Below are 16,596 nucleotides of genomic sequence, written 5' to 3' on the forward strand. Positions count from 1 at the left end.
GTTTAATAATGGGTGTAAAATAAAATTCTGACAAAGTACAAATTATTTGTCACATGCGTCACTAACCGTCGATAGAAGAGGTTTTACCATGTCAAAACAATATAATATTGGTGTTATTGTGGGTAGCTTACGTGCGGATTCTTATAATTTAACCGTCGCAAAAGCCATCACTAAGTTATTCCCCACAAATTTTTCATTCAAATTTATCAACATTGGCGACCTTCCTCTCTACAATCAAGATGCTGACCAAAATGTGCCTCCTGTTGTCGCCAATTTTAAATCTCAAATTAAAGCCTGTGACGGCATTATTTTTGCCACCCCCGAATATAACCGTTCTATCCCCGGTGTATTAAAAAATGCCATTGACCAAGGCTCTCGCCCTTGGGGAGATAATTCGTGGAATGCAATTCCTGCGGGAGTTTTAGGTGTTTCCATCGGTAATATCAGCACAGCAATTGCCCAGCAACACCTGCGCAACAGCCTCGCCTTTTTGAATATGCCAACGATGAACCAGCCTGAATGTTACCTGAAATGGTATGACGGTATGGTGGATGAGCAAGGCAATATTTCACCAAAAAGTAAAGATTTCTTGCAACCGTGGGCAGATACCTTTGCTCAGTTTGTTGCCCATAATGCTGTGAGTAAATAAGTTATCGAGTAAATAAGTTATCGCGTACACAACTCATTGATCAAAAAAGGCACCTACAAAGGTGCCTTTCATTTATCAAACCATTAACGCCCAGCTTTTAGCTTTTGGAAATACTCTTCGTACAGAACATTGGTATTCCCAACATCGCTTTGCCACTCACCTTTTTTCAATACCTCTTCACTTGGGTAAAGAGATGGGTCATTGGCAATTTCTGCAGGTAACATCTTTTTAGCGGCTAAGTTAGGGGTTGGATAGCCAATAGATTCAGCAACTTGCGCCGCAATTTCAGGGCGTAATAAGAAGTTAATCAGTTTATGGGCCCCTTCAACATTTTTCGCATTAGCAGGGATAGCTAGACTGTCCATCCAGAAAATACCGCCTTCTTTTGGCCACACCACTTCAATGGGTAAGCCTGCTTGCCTTGCAACGAACGCAGAGCCATTCCATAACATCCCCACATCCACTTCCCCTTCAATAAACGGCGTGGCTGGGTTATCTGAGTTAAACGCTAAGATATTCGGGCGAAGTTTTTGCAGCTCTTTATAGGCTTCTTCTATTTCTTTCGGATCAGTCGTGTTCCCTGAATAACCCAGTTTGTTTAATGCGACTTGGAATACTTCCCGCGCATCATCCATCATCAATAGGCTATTTTTATATTCAGGTTTCCAAAAATCTGCCCACGACGTGACAGAACTTGGGTCAACGGCTTCACCATTGATACCAATCCCTGTTGCGCCCCAAATATAAGGCACAGAATAGTCATTATTTGGGTCAAATTCTTTGTGAATTAAATTGGGATCGAGGTTTTTAAAGTTGCTCAATTTACTTTGATCGATCTTTTGCAGCATCCCTTCTTTACTCATTTTCGCAATAAAGTAAGTGGATGGTACAACTAAATCATAAGCCCCATCTTTATAGGTCTTCAATTTAGTGTACATGCTTTCGTTGGATTCGTAGGTGGAGTAAATCACCTTGATGCCCGTCTCTTTGGTAAATTGCTCTAATAAACCGGGGGGAACATATTCTGTCCAGTTATAGAAATACAGTACGTCTTTGTTATCGTCAGCGGCAGTCGCCGTGCCAATACTTGCAGCCATTAAACCTGCTGCCAGTAGATAGGACCATTTTTTCATGACTGAGTTTCCCTCAACAACGTGTTTTTATCCCTGCCTGCATCAAGCTGTAACTTGAATGATTTAGGGTTGATATCTTATAGGCTCAATTGGAGCCCACCCTCTCGCCTTATGGCATTTAAAAAGCACGATAAAACAGTAATACCGTGCCATCCTGTTATTGTTACTGCGTTTTTTTACCGTATTTATCCCGCATGACCCATTGGCTTAAGCAAACAAGCACCAACGACATAATCAGTAGCACCGTTGCCAGCGCATTCACTTCAGGTGAAACGCCGACTTTAACCATTGAGTAGATTTTTAACGGTAAAATTTCATAACTTGGCCCCGTCACAAATGACGATACCACGACATCATCCATCGACAATGTGAAGCTAAGCAGCCAACCCGCCACAATCGCGGGGAGCGCCAATGGCAGAATAATTTTACGTAAAATCGTAAATTCCCCCGCGCCAAGATCCCGCGCGGCTTCCAGCATTTTCACATCAAAGTCTTTTAACCTTGCATACACCGTTACCACCACAAAAGGCAGGCAGAAGGTAATGTGCGAAAACAGCAACGACCAAAAACCTAGTGAAACACCCAAGATCATAAACAGCACTAATAACGATATTGCCATCACGATATCGGGGGACATCATCACCACAAATAGCATTCCACCCACAAAGGGCTTGCCGCGAAAACGGTAACGAAATAGCGCAACCGCCGTTAATGTGCCGATCACGGTGGCAAATGTGGCGGATAACACCGCCATGGTTAATGAGTGCCCCGCCGCTTCTAATAAGCTGTCGTTATTACTTAAAAGTTCATACCATTTTGTTGAGAAACCCTGCCACTGAATACCAAAACGCGATTCATTAAAGGAGTTAACAATCAAAATGATGATTGGAATATAAAGATACGCATAGACGATGGCCATAAAGCCACCTCGCAAAGTACGCCCGATCATTCTTCATACGCCTTTTTATTCAAAAGCTTAGCCGCTCGGTAATACACATACAGCAACAGCCCCATCATCACCGTCAGGAAGATACTGGTTGCGGCACCAAATGGCCAATCACGAATATTAAGGAACTGGCTTTTTATCACGTTACCAATTAGGAGGTTTTTCGCGCCGCCCATTAAATCGGCGACATAAAACAGCCCCATAGCAGGCAATAAAACCAATAAACACCCTGCAATAATACCTGGCATCGTTAATGGAATGATGATTTTCACAAAGGTCTGAAATTTATTAGCGCCGAGGTCCCTAGCGGCTTCTAAATATGACTTATCCAATTTCTCAATACTCGAATACAGCGGCATCACCATAAAAGGTAATAAGATATAAATCAGCCCAAGTACAACCGCTTCTGGGGTGTACATTAAGCGTATTGGTTTATCAATAAGGCCAATCCATAACAGAAAATCATTCAGATAGCCTTTGGTGCTTAAGAAAACTTTCAAACCATAAATACGGATCAGTGAATTCGTCCAAAACGGAACAATCAACAAAAACAACATCAGAGGCTGGATGCGTTTAGGTAATTTCGCCAAAATAAATGCAAATGGATAGCCGATCACAAGGCAAAAGAATGTCGCGATCAAGGCCATATTCAGTGAATGCAACATCACTTCCGCATACATCGGATCGGATAAACGGATGTAGTTATCCCATGTGAAGATCAGATCCACTAAATTGGTATCACTGCGTGTTAGAAAACTGGCTCCGATGATCATGATATTTGGCAAGAAAACGAACAAGACTAGCCAAGCGACAATCCCAGTGATAATCACATTTTGCAGGATCTTGTGTTTACGAATGATCATCCAGCACGACCTCCCAGCTTTCCACCCAAGTTACAGCAACTTTTTGATTCAAGGAGTGGTCAACATCGGGGTCGTCTTCATTAAAGAATTCGCTCACCATGACAATTTTGCCGTCTTCCATCTCAACCACAGAGTCCAAAGTCATGCCTTTGTAGTTACGTTCACGCACGTACCCCATCAGCCCTGGGTGATTTTCAGTATCGTTCACTTCTTCAACACGTAAGTCTTCAGGGCGTAAAAGCACATTAAGATGCTGCCCTTCTTTGACTGAGAGCTCAGTAAAAATATCGCACTCATGGCCTTCAACATTGGCACGAATACGTTTTTCATCAATGCGATACAACACTTTCGCATCAAAAATATTAATTTCACCGATAAACTGAGCAACAAACAAGTTTTTAGGCTCCTCATAAATTTCACGAGGTGTACCATCTTGCTCAATTTTCCCTTCACGCATGACGATGATCCTGTCAGACATTGCTAAGGCTTCTTCTTGGTCGTGGGTAACAAAAATAAAGGTAATCCCCAGTTTCCGCTGAAGGGCTTTTAGCTCATTCTGCATTTGCTTACGCAGTTTGTAATCCAGCGCAGACAATGATTCATCCAGTAATAAGACTTTTGGGCGATTCACCACGGCACGGGCGATTGCCACGCGCTGCTGCTGCCCGCCAGAGAGTTGATTCGGCCTTCGCTGCGCAAAATCTTCCAATTGCACCATACGCAGTGCCTGATCAACGCGCTTTTGAATATCAGCTGCAGGCGTTTTTTGCATACGCAAGCCAAAAGCGACGTTGTCATAAACCGTCATATGAGGAAAAAGAGCATAGCTTTGGAACACGGTATTCACGAAACGTTGTTCCGCTGGAATATCCGTAATATCTTGACCATCAAGAATAATTTGACCTTCATCGACATCTTCAAGCCCAGCAATAAGACGTAAAACCGTCGTTTTACCGCAACCAGAAGGCCCCAGAATAGTCAAAAACTCACCATTTCGAATGGTTAAGTCAAGTTCAGAAATAATTTGTTTGCCATCAAAACCTTTATTTAAAGATTTTAATTCGACGAGTGGTGTCAGAGAGGTTGTCTCAGTCATTTATAATACACTCTATCCCTAGGAATAATGCAGATAGAACCGCCACCGTTAAAGACTGTATAAGCTTGTCGGAGGTTTACTCTTCGTACTTCAAGTGATAGGGGTGTTCGCTTCCGCTGCCATTCGAATCACATACTTATGTATGCCCATCGAAATACCATCGTTTGCAGTCTACATATCACTGGAATTATTTTGAGTAAATAATTTTCCCCAGCAAAGCCCAAAACCAGTAGCGCCATTTTTCAAATTCATTGAGCCCTGCATGATAAACACAGTTTTTATAAATTGAAAGCCATTTTCGACACTTCGTTTGCCTTTCATTATGAATTCACAATAAATAAAAATGTTTTTTGATAAAAATAAGCAACATAGCGATATATATTGTTACTATGCCGTTATCTATAGGTTTCCCTTATACATCAAAGTTCGACCCTTAAGTTAAATAGCTTACAATTCACAAAGTTAGTTGCTAATAGATGAATAATGAAATTCATTTAAAATTTAATTACTTCTTAAATTAATATATAAAGAATATATCTAGCTACAAACTCATAAAATATCCCACTGATTAAAATAGAATTATCAAAAACTGAATCGTTTAAACTTACCAAAACAGCTTGAAATGTAATTTATCCTAATGAAAGACTTAAAAACCAATAATTCATAATTACAATGACAGAGAGAAAAACATCATTAAATATAATTTAATGTGATTTATATCTAATTTTTATCGTGAAGTAGTTTTTATCTTGATAACTTTAACCAACATCATATTATCAACCGCATCTCTTTGAATATAATGGTCAAATTGGTATAATTTCAGCCTAAATTGTTTCTTTTCGTGATTTCTTTTGTGGTTTTTGTTTCATTATTACACTTATAAATTTTACTTTGTTCCTTTGTACTGAATTTATTAAAGAATAAGCATAAGCCTACGGGCGATTATTTTTGGATATTCCACTGAAATTAATATGTGAGTGAGCAAAATGGCTAATAAAGAGTTTTTTTATCAAGAACCTTATCCGCTATCTGAGGATAAAACTGAATATACCCATGTTTCTGATAAATATGTTTCCGTCGAGCAATTCGCAGGGAAACCCATTTTAAAAGTTGAACCTGAAGCACTAACACTGCTTGCTGAACGGGCAATTTATGAATCGCAATTCTTCCTAAGAGCCGCACACCAAAAGCAAGTTGCGGCTATCTTGCATGATCCAGAAGCTAGCGAAAATGACAAATATGTTGCACTGCAGTTGCTACGTAACGCTGAAATTTCCGCAAAAGGTATTTTACCAAACTGCCAAGATACAGGAACCGTTGCGGTGGTTGGGAAAAAAGGCCAGCAAGTTTGGACGGATTGCGATGATGAAGAGTATCTCTCTCGCGGAATTTATAACGTCTTCCAACACGAAAACCTACGTTTTTCTCAAAATGCTCCGCTAGATATGTTTAACGAAGTGAATACGGGTACTAACCTACCCGCACAATTTGATATCTTTGCGACCACAGGCGACGAATACCACTTCCTGTTCGTCAATAAAGGTGGGGGTTCTGCGAATAAATCTGCGCTTTATCAAGAGACAAAAGCAACCTTAACCCCAGCTAAGCTAAAAAATTTCTTAATTGAAAAAATGCGCAATCTGGGAACAACGGCTTGCCCGCCTTATCATATTGCTTTTGTTATTGGTGGAACTTCAGCCGAAACAACGCTGAAAACAGCAAAACTGGCTTCTGCAAAATACTATGATAATTTACCGACAACAGGTAATGAATATGGTCGTGCATTCCGTGATATTGAGCTAGAAAATGAGTTGTTAGAAGCCTCTCGTCATCTTGGTTTTGGCGCACAGTTTGGCGGTAAATACTTTGCTCACGATGTCCGCGTTGTACGTTTACCTCGCCATGGTGCATCTTGCCCAATCGGTTTAGCCATTTCTTGCTCAGCAGACCGTAATATCAAGGCAAAAATAACCAAAGACGGCCTATGGCTGGAGAAAATGGAACATAATCCAGCTCAATATATCCCTGAATCGATGCGTACCCAAACCGAAGGAAAAGTGGTTCATATCGACCTTAACCGTCCAATGAAAGATATTTTGGCGGAACTGAGTAAACACCCTGTATCGACCCGTGTTTCCCTCAGTGGTCCACTGATCATCGCGCGTGATATTGCGCACACCAAGCTCAAAGAACGTTTAGATAACGGCGAAGAGTTACCGCAATACTTCAAAGACCATATGGTGTATTACGCAGGACCTGCCAAGAAACCTGAAGATATGGTATCTGGCTCATTAGGCCCAACAACGGGTAACCGTATGGACCCTTACGTTGATCTGTTCCAATCCCATGGCGGTAGTATGTTAATGCTCGCAAAAGGGAACCGTACCCAAGCCGTTACTGACGCGTGTAAAAAACACGGTGGTTTCTATTTAGGTAGCATCGGGGGTTCAGCGGCAATCTTAGCACAAGAATATGTTAAGAGTTTGAATTGCTTAGAGTATCCAGAGTTAGGTATGGAAGCAATTTGGAAAATGGAAGTAGAAGGTTTACCTGCCTTTATTCTTGTTGATGACAAAGGGAATAACTTCTTTGAGCAAGTTCAGAATGCAAACTGCCAAAAATGTGTAAAATAGACTCGTCGCACTATGTCAACGGAATGCGCTGACCTCGGTTAGCTTGTGTCGTCAATAAGTAGTGTAATTAGAAGAGCAGGCAATATGCCTGCTCTTTTTTATCCGCTAGTTCTATCAATAATAGTTAATACGAACTATCGTCGATGCTTGAAAGCCACCCGTTTTTACTGTGCCCGTTTTCTTTACCGTTGCACTGTAATCACGTGTTACTGATGTACTTCCTTGCGGTAAACTACCGAAAAACTGGAAGTAATTAAACTTGATGTCGCTGTTTTTATCGTCCTTGATCACAAGGTTCATGCCATTTTTCAAATCAATTGCATACTCACCATTAAGTGGGTCAGTGGTTTCAAAATTGATATTCATGGAGAAATTATCCAAGCACCCTCTTTTTACCGCTTGAACCTGAAAATCCTTTTTAAACTCTTTACCTTGATTAAGGTCTGTGATCATCAATTGGCCAAAGTCTATTTGCTGAGATTCAGGAAAAACCTTGATATCAGCACCACATTTTAAAAAGCGGATCCCTTGAAGCCCTGAAATAGAATAGCGTAAGTTTTTAGCCCCTGGAGTGGTATTAATCCCGCCACTTCCATCGAATTGGAAAACGGTAAATTGGTTATCACCCAAATAGTTACCAGATGGTGGAACCACCCCAGTCACTTTAATGTATAAAGTAAACGTCACCGTCACGGTGACATTTTGCTTACCGCTAATCGGTGGTGTACCTAAACTGACTTTTTGTTTGTCGTGTTCAAGTTGTTCACCTTGATAGTTCGCTCCAAGTAACAAACCTGTCCCTAACTTTTGTGACGTCGGGTTAAAATACATATGAACAACGTCAACCATGTTTCCCAATACGTTATCGCAATATACCGTGACGGTCAGTGGGTCTGATTGCCAAATAATCGTTCCCGCAGGGGTATCCGCTGGTATAGCAAGTTGTCCGACTGGAACCGGCGGTTTAATCACAACCCCCGTCCCTTTTTCAACACAATCCAATGCAAATGTCTTTGGGCTGATAAAAATAAATAAGAATAAAAAGTAGAACCCATACTGCTTAATAAACTTGTGTATCATAATTTATACACCTTTATATATAGGTAATATTTAAGGTAATTTGCGTTTTAATATTACCCACTGTTAATTCACTTCTTGAAAGATAGCTTTCCAACATGGAATAAATCACAATCTGTTGATTATCATCGAAATAAACTGGGTAATTTCGATATTCACCATTTGGGATTGTATTGCCCTGTTTATCCAGTAAGCGAATGCCATAACCATTTAAAATCGTTTTACCACCAAATAAATTACGGTCAGTGCTCGCTGTGGGTTCTGAAATGAACATGATCCTAACGACAGGATCTCGGTCATCACGATCCCGCTTTGGGAAAATGCAGTCATCAAATTTCAATTTGATCTCATGTTTAGGACTTCTATCCCCGATCTCATTGAAATAATTAAGAGAAATTGGGCCTAATTCAATATTTTGATCCATCGAGGAAAGCGTGATTTTACAAGGCAAAGCCACGACATTACCGGTAAAATTGAGATCGCCTCGCATCATGCTGCTGTCTGCGTATGCATGACTCCCAAACAGGGATAGCATGAAAAAACCTATTGAAAAGCAATAATTTCTCATCTCTAAAATCCTATTGGCTTTCTTTTGACAGCTGGCATACCGATGCCGCACACTGATACGTCAACATTTTCATTCCGCCGTAGTCATCCATATACCCTGCGTAAAGTTGGCTAAAACTTGCACTTGGTACAGAAACACTTTCTTTTGATAATGGCGCTACCATAACACTCTCAAAACCTGGAAAGTTATTCTTATTGTTGTGACTTAAATAACCCAACGTGACGTAGTATTTTGTTGGATTTTCAATGAGTAACTGACCACCAGAATGAGTAAACTTCAGTTCTTTCGCCCACACCTTATCGCTGTTATTTTCAATTTGAGGTGGCCGATAAAACATTTTTAAACGGCTCTGAATCGCAATTTGCACCACATTTTCTTTATCTGTAACAGGGGGAATTTCACGCACATTCAGGTAAAACAGCGATTCTCTATCCTGAGGCAACGCATCAATCCCTTCAGTCTTAATAATTTTAATTTGGTTTTTTGCATTCGGCTCAACACGTTGCATAGGAGGCAAAACGGTAAAAGGCTCTGAGACTTTGTTCCCCTTCGCATCTTCCATCCATGATTGCGCCAAATACGGCATTGTTTTACTTTGGTTATTAATCACTAAGCTAATCGATTTATCTTTGCCTGGAAAAATAATACGGGTGCGATCAATATTAATTGCCGCAGAGGCGACTTGCATGCCAGCAAAGATTAATGAAAACCCAAAAACAACTGCATACTTTTTACTCATACATCATTCCTTATTGGCAAGGGATCAAGACTTTACCTTGATTCTTTTCTGTCATATTCGGTAAGTTCAAGCGACATTGATTTGTACCACTTGCCCACTTAACAATGTAACTTTCATCTGGGTCGACCCCAGTCAAATAAGCGACACCACTGTCTGCGATAATGCCAACTTCCCTAGACGTATTCACTTCGATGACACTCGTCCCCAGAGGTGGATAGTTACCGTTACTCAAACGGATCACCGCTAAAATACGTTTCCCTTGGTTCGCTTTTATTTTTTGATAACCAATTGAGCCTTCAGTTAATGTTTTACCAATAATGTTGTCATTCACATCAACATCATCGGGCAGCGTATTCATATCAATGTACACATCCGAGTTTGAAAAACTGTTCAAACTTGTTGCAACACCGATACCGAAGCGGTTGGTGACGGACTCGCCATTATCAATAGAAATACCCGCAACGTTATCGCTATCAATCATGACGCGCGGTTCATTATTTGTGCCATTACGGTGCATCGCAGCACCATACTTAGTGGCTGTCATAGAGCCATACCAGCTCCCGCCAAAGGCGCGGTAAGAATTCACATTTTCCGTTGCGTTAACGTTTAATACGCCATATGGGGAAGAACGTTGATAGCTACCACTAATATTTGGTTCTGCACGCCCGAGTTCATGCTGATCGCCACCTACTCGCATACTCCAGTAATTATTTCGCTCATTTGGGCTGTAATAGGCGACAGATTGCCCAAAATTATGATCATTATCTGCATATTGGGCGTCATAGCTTACTGATCCACCATTTTCTAACGGAATTGAAAATGACAGATAAATTTGGTTGTCATCGGTTTCTTCGTATTTAATTTTATTTAGAGATAGTGTTCCTGAGATATTTTTAAGCTGCCCAACACTAAACAGTTTACTTAAGCTCATTCCAAAGTTTGTCGTCGACTCACTGTTCCAAAACTGGTGGTGGGAGGCATTAAAGTAAACCGTTAAATCCAATGGGCTAATGTATTGGTTAAAAGAGGCGGTATACACATTTTTATCACGCCTAAAATCAAGAACACCATTGGCAGCATCAATATATTGCGGCATGGTTAGGAATTCTTTTTCAGAGAATTTATAGCCCGCAAAAGTGACTTGTGAGTTGGTGGATTCGAAACGTTTCGAATAATTCAGACGATAACTGTTTCCTGAATAAGAACCAAAATGATCTAAATTTGCATGGGTACGCGTAATATCCAGCGATATTGCCCCAAACACATTCATATTTTGCCCAATACCCAGGTTGACGGCTTGATAATTATTATTATCGACAGTGGCAATTAACCCGCCAAAAATGGAAGTGTTGCCAAATAACCCATAAGATAATTCACCCGCAATAAACCGTGGCTCGACTTTCTGAGAACGCCCAAACGGATCCGACTGCCCCATCGTCAATTTATAAAGAAGCTGACCTTGGCGCGTTAAAAATGGCAATGATGCCGCCGTCACTTGGTAAGTCGTTTTTGAGCCATCCTCTTCCTCAATGGTTACATCTAACGTACCTTGTACTGCTTCCGTAATATCTTGAATATTAAAGGGACCAGGCGCCACTTTAGCTTGTTTAATGACACGCCCATTTTGTGAAATAATCACCATGGCATTGGTTTTAGCAATACCCGTCACCTGTGGTGCATAACCACGCAATGAAGGCGGGAGCATACGATTATCACTAAAGAGAGATGCCCCAATAAAACGGAAGCTATCAAACAAATCTGTTTTTAAATAAGACTCCCCAAGTAAAACTTTTGCGCCCATTTCAGGTAATGCACGAAATGCATAAAGCTGAGTCCAATCAAATCGTTCATTCGTTTTTCCTTGAGAACGATTATATTGATACTGATAATCTGCACGGAAACGCCAAGCACCTAAGTTCACGCCAGCCGTACCATTACTGCTACCGCTAAATGTTTCACTTGTGTTTTTAGGGGAGGTGTAATTTAAAAATAGGTTGTAATCGAGAAATGCGCCTGCGATTCCATTTTCCCATTGGGACGGTGGAACCCAGTACGGATCATCATATTCTAACCAAGCTTGAGGAATAGAAAATAAGATATTCTGGTTCTCTTTATCAAAGCGATAATGAATATCTAGCTTTTTAGATAGTTCAACACACTGGTTATTATTATTTTGCAGAAGTTCTTCCTGAACTTTCTTTTTTAATGCAAAAAGTGTAACCATCTCTGGTGTAACACAGAGTGTTGAATTATCTTTACTCTCTTCAATAAATTTAATTAGATGTTGACCCGCTAATTTTCTACCATTCAGTGTGATATCCGTAAGATATTCACCAGCAGGGATAAAATCAGGATTTGAAAACTGGCTTAAATCGATATTATCTCTGTCCTTTGCATCAATAATATTCATATTAAATTCGACCGCACTGGACATTCCTGAAAAAGAAAATGCCAACACAATAGAAAATAATATTTTATTCATTTTAAACTGAGGCAATAAAGACATGATGTTCCCTGTCAAAAAGATAAAAAATCAAAATAAAAAGGGAAAATAACAGGCAAAAATATGCCTGTTATTTAAGGTATAGATTAGAGGTAATTTAAAGCGTAAGTCGCTTGAGAAATGATGCTACCTGTTTCTACTTTGTTACCATTTGCTTCTACACGTGCGCTAAATGCTAATTTGTTAGGGCCGTCAGCTAATGGCAATTCAACACTTGTGTCACCCACTTTCATTGTTGCGCCATCAGCATTAATCAGACGAACACCAACACCTTTAGAAGTACCAGTGTTTGCTAACAGTTCTTTTGCAGTTGTATCTGGCGTACCAGTGAAAGTCACTTTAACTTTGCTAACTGCAGGGAAAATAACTGTATCTGAAGCATCTTTAACTTCACCTAAATCACAGTTCTCTAATTGAATATTATATTGAACGCTTTGGCTAAATTTATTACCAGTTTCTAATACTTTATTAGCAACTTGGCCAAGGTCAACGTTAATTGTACCATCACCTGGGATTGAACAAGGTGCATTGATAACTTTACCAGTGAAGTTGATGATACCACTTCCTTGGTCTACAGGTGCTGCATTAGCAATACCAAACGAAGAAGCGATAATTGTAGCTAGTGCAATTTTAGTTAATTTCATTTATATTTTCCTATAAAAAGACGACAGATGTACCAATCACTTAATAATCAAAATAATTATTAAGTTGATATTTTTTTTGCTGAGGATAGAATAAATACAACATTTACCCTTATAATTAAGAAATAAATGAGTTTTATTTAAATGAATTTATTTTTAAATTATTTTTATATTGGATACTAGAATATCCTTAACTTTCTTATTTAAATATTTTCTTTATTTAAGAACACATCGTCAATAAAAAAGCAAATCATCTCTGTTTCTAGAGCACTAGCTAATATATGCAAATTTTCAATATTAATGTTGCACTCCCCTCTTTCATAGCGAGAGATCTGCTGCTGACTTACACCAACAAGATTTGCAAGCTCAATGCCAGAAAGACCTAAATGCTTTCTTCTTTTTCTTATTTCTCTGCCTACAATACGATTTACATTTATCATCAATTATAGCCCAACAAACTTAAAATATTAAACGGCTAAACTATATTACAGATCAAAAACCTTTAGACCATAAAAAATTATTTTTTAAATGCAAATTAAAATATTGCATATAAATTAAAACACGAAATTTGAGTTAATTATAAATTTGAAGATATAAAAGTAAAACTGTTTATAACGATCAATAAAATAGATTAAAGCCAGAGAAACCTATCAATATTAGAGTATTTTAAATTTAAATAGTGACTAATGAAAAACAACTCAATAAAGTTAAATTTTTCAATATAGAATAATTAGAAAAATAACAGATAACCATTTGATTTATTTAAAATAAATCTAAGTTACCATTAACAATGGTAACTTAGATAAATACAGGTTTATTTTAGATTATCTAACTTAGTGATTAAATATTTACTATTCAAAATAGACATCTTGATTAATAAGCTTTTTTACATGAAAAATAGATAAATTAATTTTTAATTTACATTGTTTTAGTTTATATCAAAAATACCACTCTCAATGGTATTTTAATTTTTATGATTTTTAAAAACTAAATATGCAGGGAAATCTCATCAACTCATTAAACGAGTACGAGATATAAGAAAATTGATTTAGGAGAAGGTAAATCACTTTGAATACGTAAATCTAACAAATTATCGCGACCTTAGGCAGAAGTGTTAACGATATCATTAAATAATGCCACTTTAAGTAAAGTAGTCACACCAAGCGACTAAAATACCTTTTATTTAACATACAGTTAAATTTGCTACAAATTGTAACCAAATGATAAATATTATTAATGAAATTGGACGTTTTTTTTCTAGTAACAAAAATAAAACATAATAATTAAGTAATTAGCTCACGGAAAAGGTGTAAAACAGGTATTTATACTTAGTTAATTACCGTGTTTTAGGTAAAAAAACTGCGACGATCTAGTAACAACAATATTCACCAGCTCAGTCTAGACGGAAATTAAGCGCTTAATCACAAGAATAGAGTGCTTTTTTAGTGCTAATTAAGCCCTTTTGCGGCTTTTTTAGTTAAATAACTAAATGCTAATCAATGCGTTATTTTTATCCCCGCGGATTATATAAGAACATTTCACCTAATAAGAGGTTTTTTTTCGAAGAATATAATGCATCTCAACTTTTTCACTCGATTTAAATCATCAATATTCGACTGGTTTTTCTATTTCGATAACCAATGGTTATTAAAATGGAAAATAACTCATTATTTTTTTTCAAAATAACGTGTTTTTATTTTGCTAATAAAGGAGATATTGATGAATAGACAACCATTACTTCGCGCTGCAACGGTGCAATTCCAACACCAAGCAGGTAATAAAGAGTACAACTTAGCCTGTATCCACAACTTCATTACGCAAGCTGCACAAAAAAAGGTCAAAATGCTCGTATTCCCCGAAATGTGTATTACTGGGTATTGGCATGTCCCAAAACTGCCTGATGAAGACGTTTATGCACTCAGTGAAATCTTGCATGACAGCCCTTCATTAGCCCCTATTCGCCAACGTGCCATCGAATTAGATATGCTTATTGGCGTTGGATTCATTGAAAAAGGCCTCAATGGTAAATGTTATAATACCTGGGTCGCTTGTATGCCTGACGGGCAGTTATATGCGCACCGCAAACTGCATGCCTTTGAGCATCCAGTTATTCAAAGCGGTGATGACTATACGGTGTTTGACACCCCGTGGGGTGTCAAAGTCGGCATATTGATTTGTTGGGATAATAATCTGATTGAAAACCCGAGAGCCACTGCATTACTTGGCGCTGATATTATCCTTGCGCCTCATCAAACGGGTGGAACGAACTCCAGTAGCCCGTATGGAATGAAGCGCATACCACTGCATTTATGGGAAAACAGAGAACGAGACCGACAAGCGCTGATAGATGCATTTCAAGGGGAAAATGGTCGGAACTGGTTATTACGCTGGCTACCTTCACGTGCCCATGATAACGGTGTTTTTTACCTGTTTAGTAATGGTGTTGGCCGTGACGATGACGAAGTTCGAACAGGAAATGCGATGATAATCGACCCTTATGGTCGCATTATTCAAGAAACGGCTGCCACTGAGGATGACATGGTCATTGCTGATTTAGACCTTAACTTACTTCCTAACTCCAATGGGCGACGTTGGTTAATGGGACGACGTCCCGAGCTCTACACAATTCTTAATACTACAATGGGTTACGAAACAGATATTCATCAGGTTCGTTTCGCATCTCAAACAACGCCTTTTATCAAAAAATAAATCAGGCCCTGTAAAATAGCGAATGCTATAGTGGTTTATTCATTATATAGATACTATAGCGTTTATCATTTTCTGTAAGAGGTAATTATGGATACCCGACTTCTTCGCGCCTTTATTACTCTTGCGGATACAAAAAATTTCAAAGAAGCCTCAACACGCTTATGCATAAGCCAGCCTGCATTAACAAAGCAAATTAAGTTATTAGAAGAGCAACTCAATTTACGGCTATTTGAACGAGGCCGTCACGGCGCAATGCTGACAGAGTATGGCCTTACATTGCTACCCCATGCAAAATTAGTCCTGAACCACGTACAAGAATTATTGAATCAAGCATTGACGCTCAACGAAGAACCCCCGAAAGTTTTGAATGTCGGTTTTGGGATCTCATCTTTTCAAGAGGCCTCTTTATTTGTTGCTCACTTACGGGAGAAACTGCCCAACGTCGCCATTGTGTTGGATGATATGCCATCACATATTATGAGAGAGAATCTCCTTACTCATCAATTAGATATTGCATTTACTCGCCATGTCTCCCATGATTCAACAACAAATATTATTAGCCAACCCTTAAAAACAGAAGTTTTAGCCCTCGCGATATCACGCGAATACGCACAGCATAATTCGATACGGGATTATTTAACACAATATCCATTGCTGATGTTACGTGCAGAGCGCGGCCTTGGGCTTTACCAACAAATTCAGCGTTATTTGCAATCGGAAGAGTTACATCTCTCTCCCTTACAAGAGGCCAGCGATATACAAACGCTCATTGCATTGGTTGCCGCTAAAGTGGGCGTTAGCCTTATTCCTTACAGTGCAAAATATATTGCACAAGAAGATATCCTCTTTATTCCTCTTCACCACTGTGAGGCAGCAAATTGGCAAATCGATGTCGTTTGGCAGACTTCATTACCCGAAGCATGGCAACGCACTTTCCGTACTTTGATTGATGAAATGCATGAAACCTCGTGAGCGATAGGCAATAAGAATAACTCCGTAATTCCTATATATTAAATAAATGAACTCTGATATTTATTGT

14 protein-coding genes are annotated in these 16,596 nt (G+C 39.0%); 4 read left to right on the forward strand and 10 right to left on the reverse strand.

Annotation, left to right across the window (positions count from 1 at the left end; all coding sequences use genetic code 11):
* Positions 1–88 precede the first annotated feature (88 nt).
* Positions 89–649, forward strand: coding sequence for an NADPH-dependent FMN reductase (locus tag KDJ85_RS04370; protein WP_225818617.1), 561 nt, complete (start codon positions 89–91; stop codon positions 647–649).
* An 83-nt stretch (positions 650–732) separates the two neighbouring features.
* On the opposite strand, the gene potD is transcribed toward KDJ85_RS04370, so the two are convergent.
* The 4 genes from potD to potA all read right to left on the reverse strand — a co-directional run bounded on the left by potD (position 733) and on the right by potA (position 4,687).
* On the reverse strand, positions 733–1,782 hold the full coding sequence (gene potD, locus KDJ85_RS04375) for a spermidine/putrescine ABC transporter substrate-binding protein PotD (protein WP_225818618.1): 1,050 nt from the start codon (positions 1,780–1,782) through the stop codon (positions 733–735).
* 163 nt (positions 1,783–1,945) lie between these two features.
* On the reverse strand, positions 1,946–2,731 hold the full coding sequence (gene potC, locus KDJ85_RS04380) for a spermidine/putrescine ABC transporter permease PotC (protein ID WP_206083433.1): 786 nt from the start codon (positions 2,729–2,731) through the stop codon (positions 1,946–1,948).
* Positions 2,728–3,591 (reverse strand): spermidine/putrescine ABC transporter permease PotB, encoded by an 864-nt coding sequence (gene potB, locus KDJ85_RS04385; RefSeq protein ID WP_225818619.1) that lies wholly within the window; start codon positions 3,589–3,591, stop codon positions 2,728–2,730. Before potB ends, potC begins: the two co-directional genes overlap by 4 nt.
* Positions 3,578–4,687, reverse strand: a complete 1,110-nt coding sequence (gene potA / locus KDJ85_RS04390; protein ID WP_225818620.1) for a spermidine/putrescine ABC transporter ATP-binding protein PotA — start codon at positions 4,685–4,687, stop codon at positions 3,578–3,580. Before potA ends, potB begins: the two co-directional genes overlap by 14 nt.
* Before the next feature lie 986 nt (positions 4,688–5,673).
* Between potA and KDJ85_RS04395 the strand changes: the two genes are divergently transcribed.
* Positions 5,674–7,320, forward strand: a complete 1,647-nt coding sequence (locus tag KDJ85_RS04395; RefSeq protein ID WP_225818621.1) for a fumarate hydratase — start codon at positions 5,674–5,676, stop codon at positions 7,318–7,320.
* A gap of 114 nt (positions 7,321–7,434) precedes the next feature.
* Here the strand turns inward: KDJ85_RS04395 and KDJ85_RS04400 are convergent, their stop codons facing one another.
* From KDJ85_RS04400 to KDJ85_RS04425, 6 genes are all read right to left on the reverse strand, one after another.
* On the reverse strand, positions 7,435–8,400 hold the full coding sequence (locus KDJ85_RS04400; protein WP_225818622.1) for a fimbrial protein: 966 nt from the start codon (positions 8,398–8,400) through the stop codon (positions 7,435–7,437).
* Between the two features lie 13 nt (positions 8,401–8,413).
* Complete coding sequence (locus KDJ85_RS04405) at positions 8,414–8,932, reverse strand: fimbrial protein (protein WP_206083428.1); 519 nt, start codon at positions 8,930–8,932, stop codon at positions 8,414–8,416.
* Between the two features lie 43 nt (positions 8,933–8,975).
* Positions 8,976–9,704 (reverse strand): fimbrial biogenesis chaperone, encoded by a 729-nt coding sequence (locus KDJ85_RS04410; protein ID WP_225818623.1) that lies wholly within the window; start codon positions 9,702–9,704, stop codon positions 8,976–8,978.
* Positions 9,705–9,714: 10 nt separating this feature from the next.
* Entirely contained in the window at positions 9,715–12,210 is a 2,496-nt protein-coding gene (locus KDJ85_RS04415) for a fimbria/pilus outer membrane usher protein (RefSeq protein ID WP_225818624.1), read from the reverse strand.
* Positions 12,211–12,293: 83 nt separating this feature from the next.
* Entirely contained in the window at positions 12,294–12,851 is a 558-nt protein-coding gene (locus KDJ85_RS04420; RefSeq protein ID WP_206083425.1) for a fimbrial protein, read from the reverse strand.
* 200 nt (positions 12,852–13,051) lie between these two features.
* Entirely contained in the window at positions 13,052–13,288 is a 237-nt protein-coding gene (locus KDJ85_RS04425; RefSeq protein WP_225818625.1) for a helix-turn-helix domain-containing protein, read from the reverse strand.
* A gap of 1,279 nt (positions 13,289–14,567) precedes the next feature.
* Here KDJ85_RS04425 and KDJ85_RS04430 point away from each other — a divergent pair.
* Both KDJ85_RS04430 and KDJ85_RS04435 read left to right on the forward strand, forming a co-directional pair.
* Positions 14,568–15,557: a nitrilase family protein gene (locus tag KDJ85_RS04430; protein WP_225818626.1), complete on the forward strand. Its 990-nt coding sequence runs from the start codon at positions 14,568–14,570 to the stop codon at positions 15,555–15,557.
* Positions 15,558–15,644: 87 nt separating this feature from the next.
* Entirely contained in the window at positions 15,645–16,529 is an 885-nt protein-coding gene (locus KDJ85_RS04435; RefSeq protein WP_225818627.1) for a LysR family transcriptional regulator, read from the forward strand.
* The last annotated feature ends 67 nt before the right edge of the window (positions 16,530–16,596 follow it).

The sequence above is a fragment of the Providencia vermicola genome (assembly GCF_020381325.1).
Lineage (GTDB): Bacteria > Pseudomonadota > Gammaproteobacteria > Enterobacterales > Enterobacteriaceae > Providencia > Providencia vermicola.